The 6,522-nt window shown below is 59.7% G+C and carries 5 protein-coding genes and 1 pseudogene; 5 read left to right on the top strand and 1 reads right to left on the bottom strand.

All coding sequences use genetic code 11. The features are described 5' to 3' along the window. Positions 1-149: 149 nt before the first annotated feature. The 4 genes from RDN59_RS10850 (at position 150) to RDN59_RS10835 (ending at position 4,027) form a co-directional block, all read left to right on the top strand. On the top strand, positions 150-1,091 hold the full coding sequence (locus tag RDN59_RS10850; protein WP_308607850.1) for a DUF2891 family protein: 942 nt from the start codon (positions 150-152) through the stop codon (positions 1,089-1,091). Between the two features lie 40 nt (positions 1,092-1,131). Beyond that, positions 1,132-1,986: a sortase gene (locus RDN59_RS10845; RefSeq protein ID WP_308607849.1), complete on the top strand. Its 855-nt coding sequence runs from the start codon at positions 1,132-1,134 to the stop codon at positions 1,984-1,986. A gap of 289 nt (positions 1,987-2,275) precedes the next feature. After that, positions 2,276-3,178: a hypothetical protein gene (locus RDN59_RS10840; protein WP_308607848.1), complete on the top strand. Its 903-nt coding sequence runs from the start codon at positions 2,276-2,278 to the stop codon at positions 3,176-3,178. A gap of 246 nt (positions 3,179-3,424) precedes the next feature. Next, positions 3,425-4,027, top strand: a complete 603-nt coding sequence (locus tag RDN59_RS10835; RefSeq protein ID WP_308607847.1) for a hypothetical protein — start codon at positions 3,425-3,427, stop codon at positions 4,025-4,027. Between the two features lie 81 nt (positions 4,028-4,108). Here the strand turns inward: RDN59_RS10835 and RDN59_RS10830 are convergent, their stop codons facing one another. Beyond that, positions 4,109-5,689 carry an ABC transporter substrate-binding protein gene (locus RDN59_RS10830; RefSeq protein WP_308607846.1) on the bottom strand — a complete coding sequence of 527 codons (1,581 nt, stop codon included), beginning with the start codon at positions 5,687-5,689 and terminating at the stop codon, positions 4,109-4,111. A 413-nt stretch (positions 5,690-6,102) separates the two neighbouring features. On the opposite strand from RDN59_RS10830, the pseudogene RDN59_RS10825 reads away from it, so the two are divergent. After that, positions 6,103-6,522, top strand: a pseudogene (locus tag RDN59_RS10825) (hypothetical protein); the annotation flags it as partial.

Below are 6,522 nucleotides of genomic sequence, written 5' to 3'. Positions count from 1 at the left end.
GACTCCGTCGGCCCGGCCCCGGTACCAACTACCCGGAACCCGGCAGTACCGGGTCTCCGGAACACCGGTACCAAAAACCCGCATCTGACACACACCTCAGCGACTCATAGAAAGAGATGCCCCACCTTTAGCTCTGCCATACTTGACGCATGACCACGCTAAAGACTTGGGCTGAAGCAGTTATCGACACCCTCGAGCGCGAATTTCCCGCCGCAATGCACCACACGAGCAGCTCAGCTGATGATTGCACCGTGCGCCCACGCGAGCTGCACCCCAGTTTCTACGGCTGTTTCGACTGGCATTCCAGCGTCCACATGCAGTATTCCGGGGTGCTGTTGGGTACCATGCTCGGACCCAAGTCTCCCACCAGTCTTGCCGCGCTTCTCGACGATCGCCTCAGCCCCCAAGCCCTCACCGTCGAATACAACTACCTTGTCGAACACCCCGGGTATGAGATGCCCTACGGGCGCGCTTGGCTGTTGCAGCTAGCCTCCATCCGCCCCAGCGAAGCAATGGATAAGCTCGTCGAACTCACCGCGCAGCACTGCCACGACTGGCTCGGTTCACTCAACCAGCCGGTGCGCCACGGCATGCACTCCAATACCGCCTTCAACCTTTTCCTCACCCTCGAGGCAGCGGAGAAACTTCGCTTGGATTCACTAGCGGATTCGGTGCGCGATGCTGCGGTTCGCCTTTTCGGCGATGACCGCGACTACCCGCTCGAATGGGAGCTGTCCGGGCACGATTTCCTCTCCAACGGATTATCAGAAGCTCTGCTCATGTCGCGCGTTCTCCCGGACTTCCCGCAGTGGTTCGACGGTTTCCTCCCCCACCGCGCCGAAGCACTGGATTTCCTTACCGATATCCCAGAAGTACTCGACCCGACCGATGGCCGCCTGGCCCATCTCTACGGCCTGGCACTCACAAGGGCGTGGATGATTGTTGAGCTCGCCGAGTATTTCGACGCCTCGGCTCTGCCGCGTGCCGAAGCCTTGGTGGCCAGCGCGCGTCCGCAGCTTGTCGACGGCCACTTCATGTCCACCCACTGGCTTATCACCTATGCGCTGCGCTATCAGCTTGCCGTCGGGTAGTACTGTATTTTTCTAATCATCTAACTCTCAGGAGCACACCATGGATTCTCGCTACTCGGCGCGGCGCGATAGCTACCGCCTGCCGGAAGAGGGAATCCGCATCGATCTCCGCGCAGAACGAGCCCGCCGCCGAAGCCGCTCCTCGTACGGCCGCGCGGGGGCCGTCGCCAAGCAGCAGCCCAACCGCCCACGACGCCGGTCAAACCAGGTCACAGTGCGCCATCGCAAGCCCAGCGACAGCCGTGGCCTCCACCTCGTAGCCATTGTGACGGTGGTGCTGGTCGGCATTATCGCCGCGCTCAAGCTCAATCAGGAACCAGACACACCCGCACCGCAGCCCACAGAAGTAGTAACGGAGCCTGCCGCCATCATTGAGCCTTCACCTGCAGTCGAGATGTACATCCCAACGATTGATGTGCGCGCGGACTTCGAGGAAGGCTCCTGCCGGGTCAAGGACGATAAGATCAACCCGGACTCCATGAATAAGGCCTGCACCTATACCGCGGAGGACAAGCCCTATTCGCTGCCCGGAACGGACTCGCCGGACATCGTGGTCATTGCTGGACACACGGGCGCGGGTGTGCCGGCGGTATTCAATAATCTCTACGACGGCCGCGCCGATGAACACAAGGCCGCGGTGGGCGACAAGCTGTACCTGCGCACTCAAAGCTCCGGCGAGCAGTGGCTGGTGTATATAGCCACGGATCTGCACGACCCTTCAAAGGACGGCCTTGAGCAGGACGAGAGTATCTGGGGTGCCGATGCCAAACCGGGCCGCCTGCTGACCATCAGCTGCATTCAGCCGGCCAACCCACTGGCTTCTGCAGTACGCAACGCGGTGGTGGGCTGGCAGTTTGAGGGCGTAACGACCACACCTGAGCCGGGCGCAAGCTAGCGCTCAGTCGTACTTTTCACCCCCGTGCAGGGGTACCCGTTTTGACAGGCCGTTGTCGAACACCTCGCAACCAGCAGCCCCACCAGAACCTGCTCTTCTACCAAACAACCAGCTCCTTTACATTACGACCAATACTTCGCGCTCATCGAACACTGCCCCAGATCAGCACGACACATCCCCCATAAATTACGAGACATCTTCACGTAACCCCTGTGACTGATGTGAAAACTGTGACTATTGTGGTTCTGGTCTGATGAACTCCCTCTCGCAAACCCACTAGGAGAAACATATGAAGCGCATCCACCGCACCCTGACCGCAGCCGCACTGGCTGGCTCCCTCACACTGGGCGGCACCGCCGTTGCCTCCGCACAGATTCCGGCCCCGGCCGTCTTCGAACTCGATGGCACTACCTACCAGCGCCAGGCCGACGGCTCCTACAAGAGCACCAATCCACTGGGCTCCGTCTCCCTCACCGCAGAACAGGCACAGGCCGCTTGGGAGCGCCTGCAGGAGAAAGAAGCCCCCGCCGACAACCCCGCCGAGGATCCAGCAGCCCCGGTTGATCCGGATCCTCAGGACAACGCTCCTGCACCGGCCGACCCGGACCCGGCTCCGGCCGGCCCGTCCCAGGTTGACACCCCGATCGACAACGGCAGCGACGCTTCTAAGAATGACCCAGAGAAGCCGGAGACTGGCGGCGAGCAGCCCGAGACCGGCAACGAGAATCCGGGGGCCGGTGAGGATAAGGACAAGCCTGCTACTCCGCCCTCTGGAGAGACCGATCCGACGGGCGGCTCCCAGCCCCCGGCTGGTTCCGCCGAGGATTCCGATTTCGACGCCAAGCAGCTGGCATGGCTGGCCCTGCCGGCCGCCCTCGTCATCGGTGGCGTGACCTGGTACCTGGCCAAGGATGGCAAGACCTACGTGAAGTCCCAGGAGGCAGCCCAGAACGACGCTCCGAGTGCCGAGGAGAAGGCCGCTTCCGAGCAGATGCTCAAGGAGAACAAGGACGAGGTCATCGCCCAGGGTGGTCAGGTTGCCGAAAGCACCGCCGAGAAGTCCCAGGTACAGTCGCGCGGTATCTCCGCTGAGACCGGTTCCAACACCGTTGCTCGTGGCCTTGCCGCACTGGCCATCGCAGCCATGATTGCAGCTGGCGCTTTCGCTGCTCGCCGCAAGTTCTTTATCTAAGAGTCCCTGCGCCGCGTTCCGCGCGCCTCCAGGCCTTACTTTTAAGAGCATGGAGGAACGCGGTTCTCGCAGTTTTGCGCCCACCAACTAATCGCACTCCCACGCTGCCCCACCGCAGGTGATCTTTCGGACCTTAACCGCATTTCGCTTAAACGCTTGAGGTAGCGTTAATATAGTTGGATAGCCCCTGCGCACCAAGGGTTTTCTATCTTTCACTTTCCTTCGCGCTATTTCTAGGAGAATCCCATGAAGAAGGCTTCACTCGCTCTCGCCACCACCGCTCTGGCGGGCTCTCTGTGTGTTATTGGCTCGACCATCGCTACCGCCGACGAGTCCACCGCAAACGCCACCAACACCTCGGCTACCGAAATCAACTTCTGCTGGGCCCCAGCCGAAGAGTTCACCACCACCATCGAGAACACCGAGCACACCTTCAAGCAGGAGGAATTCGGACTCTGGCGCGCTACTGACAATGAAGAATTGACCCTGAACCGCGCCGAGGTCATGGCGATTGCCAAGGACGACGCCGCTGCCTGTGGCAAGCAGGACACCGCAGCCGCTGAAATCCAGGAATCCCTTGCCAAGAACCCGCCGAGCTCGACGACGTCCACGACGACAACGCCGACCACCCCGACGGAGAAGCCCGTGGAACCAGCGGATGACCCTTCGCAGGCGCCGACCGGCACCAATGAATCCAGCTCCTTCGATAAAGCCCTCAGCTCCAAGGACGGTGAGCCGACCGATCTTGGCATTGCCGCCATCGTCACTGCTGTCCTAGGCGTCATCGGCGCCATCGCCGCTATCGCTCCGAACGTGGCAAAATCCCTGGGCATCAAGCTGCCTTTCTAACAGCTCCGCCCGCTCAAGAAAAAGCGCTCCTCACCACCAATCGTTGAGGAGCGCTTTTCACGTAGCAGGACGTGTATCGATCTATTTCAGAGTCACCTTGTAATACAACGGCTTCGACTTCCACGTAAAGATCACGTCATCGACACGCTCGGAGTAGCCACCAGTGGAGTTGGTGTACCACAGCGGGATGGCTGGAAGGTCCTTCATGAGCACCGCTTGGGCATCGTTGACCCGCTCAACACTCTCCTCTTCGTTGGCTGCCGCTGCGGCCTTCTTCAGAAGCGAATCAAACTCGGGGTTGGAATAGTCGGCGTCGTTAGTCGCAGCGCCCGTGGCATACAACGGTTCCAAGAAGCTCGACGGCGACGGATACACCGACTGCCAGCCGGTGCGGAACGCACCCTCGATAGTCTTGTTCGTGACTTCATCGCGTAGCGATTTGAAATCCGGATACGGCGCTGGCTGCGCATCAATATCAAGGGTGTTTCGAATGAAGTTCACAACAGCATCGACCCACTCCTTGTGACTACCGTCGGAGTTATACGCCACGGTGAACGGCCCCTTGAATGGCTTCATCTCCTCCGCCTTGGCCCACAGCTCGCGAGCCTTGTCCGGGTTATAGGTCAGGACGTCATTGCCAGGGATGTCTGTGGCACCGTCGTTAAGCACAGGCGACGTAAAATCCACCGCCGGGGTGTTCGTCCCCTGGAAAATGGTCTGGGTAATCTCGTCGCGGTCAATGGCCATGGACAGTGCTTGTCGACGCAACGCCCCCGCCTCCCCGCTAAAGTTCTCATCCCCAGCGGGAATAGTAATGGACTGGAAAATTGCGGCAGGCTCATTCACTGCGCGCTCACCGAGATCAGTTTCAAAGTTGGCCATGGCCGAGGACGGAATCGAGTCCAAAACATCCAGATTCCCCGAAAGCAGGTCAGCATAGGCCGCGCTGGCATCGGCATAGAACACGAAGTTCAAACCATCATTCTGCGCCTTCCGGTCACCTTCATATTTCTCGTTGGGAACGAGGATCGCATTCTGGTTATGGTTCCATTCCTGCAGCTTATAAGGGCCACTTCCCACTGGGTTTTGGCCGTAGGCGTCGATGTCATCGAAGGCTGATTCGTGCATGGGGAAAAAGACGGAATAACCCAAACGCGTCTCGAAATCCGCCGTGGGCTCATCAAGTTCAATGGTGAACGTCTTCTCATCGACAACCTTGAGCCCCTCCATGCTCTCTGTTCCTTCTTCGTAGCCCTTGATGGGCTCGAAGAAATAGGCAGAGAGCATGCTGTTCTTTACGGCGTTGTTCCACGTATCGACATAGTCCTGGGCACGCACCGGGGAGCCATCCGAGAACACCGCGTCCTCCTTGAGCGTGACCTTGTACGTCACGTCATCGGTCTTCTCTATGCTCTCTGCTTGGTCATTGTGCACCTCACCGTTCTCATCGAAGTACACGAGTCCCGAGTAGATGAGGTCGATGAGCGTTGCTCCCGGCACATCGCTGGTGTCCGCCGGGATGAGCGGCTTTTGGGGTTCGGTGGAGTTAGTACTGATGAAATCAACATCCGCCGCATCACCGGAACCATCTCCTCCGCATGCGGTCAGGCCAGCTGCTGCGACGACAGCGGCGAGGCTCGCGCCGACTTTTGTCCCTTGCATGAGTTCTCCTTAGGGGTAGCAGGTGTGTGAATTCCCTCATAACAATACGGCGATATGTCGTGCCCCACTCAATAAACGCACTCTCCGCCGCCGGAGACTTTCACAGATTCCCTGTGTAACGCCTGTCAACTTCCTCGGCGCCTCACCCACACCTCTCCCCGGCCGCACCACCGCCAAACAGCCTTTTTCGCGTTTTCGCGGCACCATAACCGCGCCAGCAAATATTATTGCGCGCTGATAAGCCCTTGGCAGCTGTCATGGAATACCCATATAACCTTTCACAGCTTGACCAATCCCTTTCCGACCTTCGTTAGCATGTGGGAGGTCGAAGTCAGTAAGCGATGACGAACATCGCCTGATGACGACCTTTCACTTTCATAAGACGTCCCCGATCTATTCCCAGGAGAAATAATATGAAGCGCATTTCCCGCAACCTCACCGCTGCCGCTCTGGCGAGCTCCCTCGCACTGGCTGGCACCACCGCCGCCAACGCGGAGGAGAACACTGACGCAACCGTCGACGAAGCCATCAACGCCATCGCCGAGACCGGCGACACCGACACCACCACTGACACCGAGAACGGTGGCACCGAAGGTGACAACGAGACCACTCCGGGTGAGGGCGAGACCACCCCGGGCGACGACGAGAAGCCGGGTGAAGGCGAGAAGCCGGGTGAAGGCGAGAAGCCGGGTGAAGGCGAGAAGCCGGGCGACGACGAGAACCCGGGTGAAGGCGAGAAGCCGGGCGACGACGAGAACCCGGGTGAAGGCGAGAAGCCGGGTGAAGGCGAGAAGCCGGGTGAAGGCGAGAAGCCGGGTGAAGGCGAGAAGCCG

This window comes from uncultured Corynebacterium sp. (assembly GCF_902489365.1).
Lineage (GTDB): Bacteria > Actinomycetota > Actinomycetes > Mycobacteriales > Mycobacteriaceae > Corynebacterium.
Note: the sequence above shows the minus strand (reverse complement) of the source record. Positions and strands in the feature narration are given on the sequence as shown.

Excerpts from the sequence above, each read along its gene's own strand:
- RDN59_RS10850 (WP_308607850.1), top strand. The coding sequence starts at position 150 with ATGACCACGCTAAAGACTTGGGCTGAAGCAGTTATCGACACCCTCGAG.
- RDN59_RS10830 (WP_308607846.1), bottom strand. The coding sequence starts at position 5,689 with ATGCAAGGGACAAAAGTCGGCGCGAGCCTCGCCGCTGTCGTCGCAGCA.
- RDN59_RS10845 (WP_308607849.1), top strand. The coding sequence starts at position 1,132 with ATGGATTCTCGCTACTCGGCGCGGCGCGATAGCTACCGCCTGCCGGAA.
- RDN59_RS10835 (WP_308607847.1), top strand. The coding sequence starts at position 3,425 with ATGAAGAAGGCTTCACTCGCTCTCGCCACCACCGCTCTGGCGGGCTCT.
- RDN59_RS10840 (WP_308607848.1), top strand. The coding sequence starts at position 2,276 with ATGAAGCGCATCCACCGCACCCTGACCGCAGCCGCACTGGCTGGCTCC.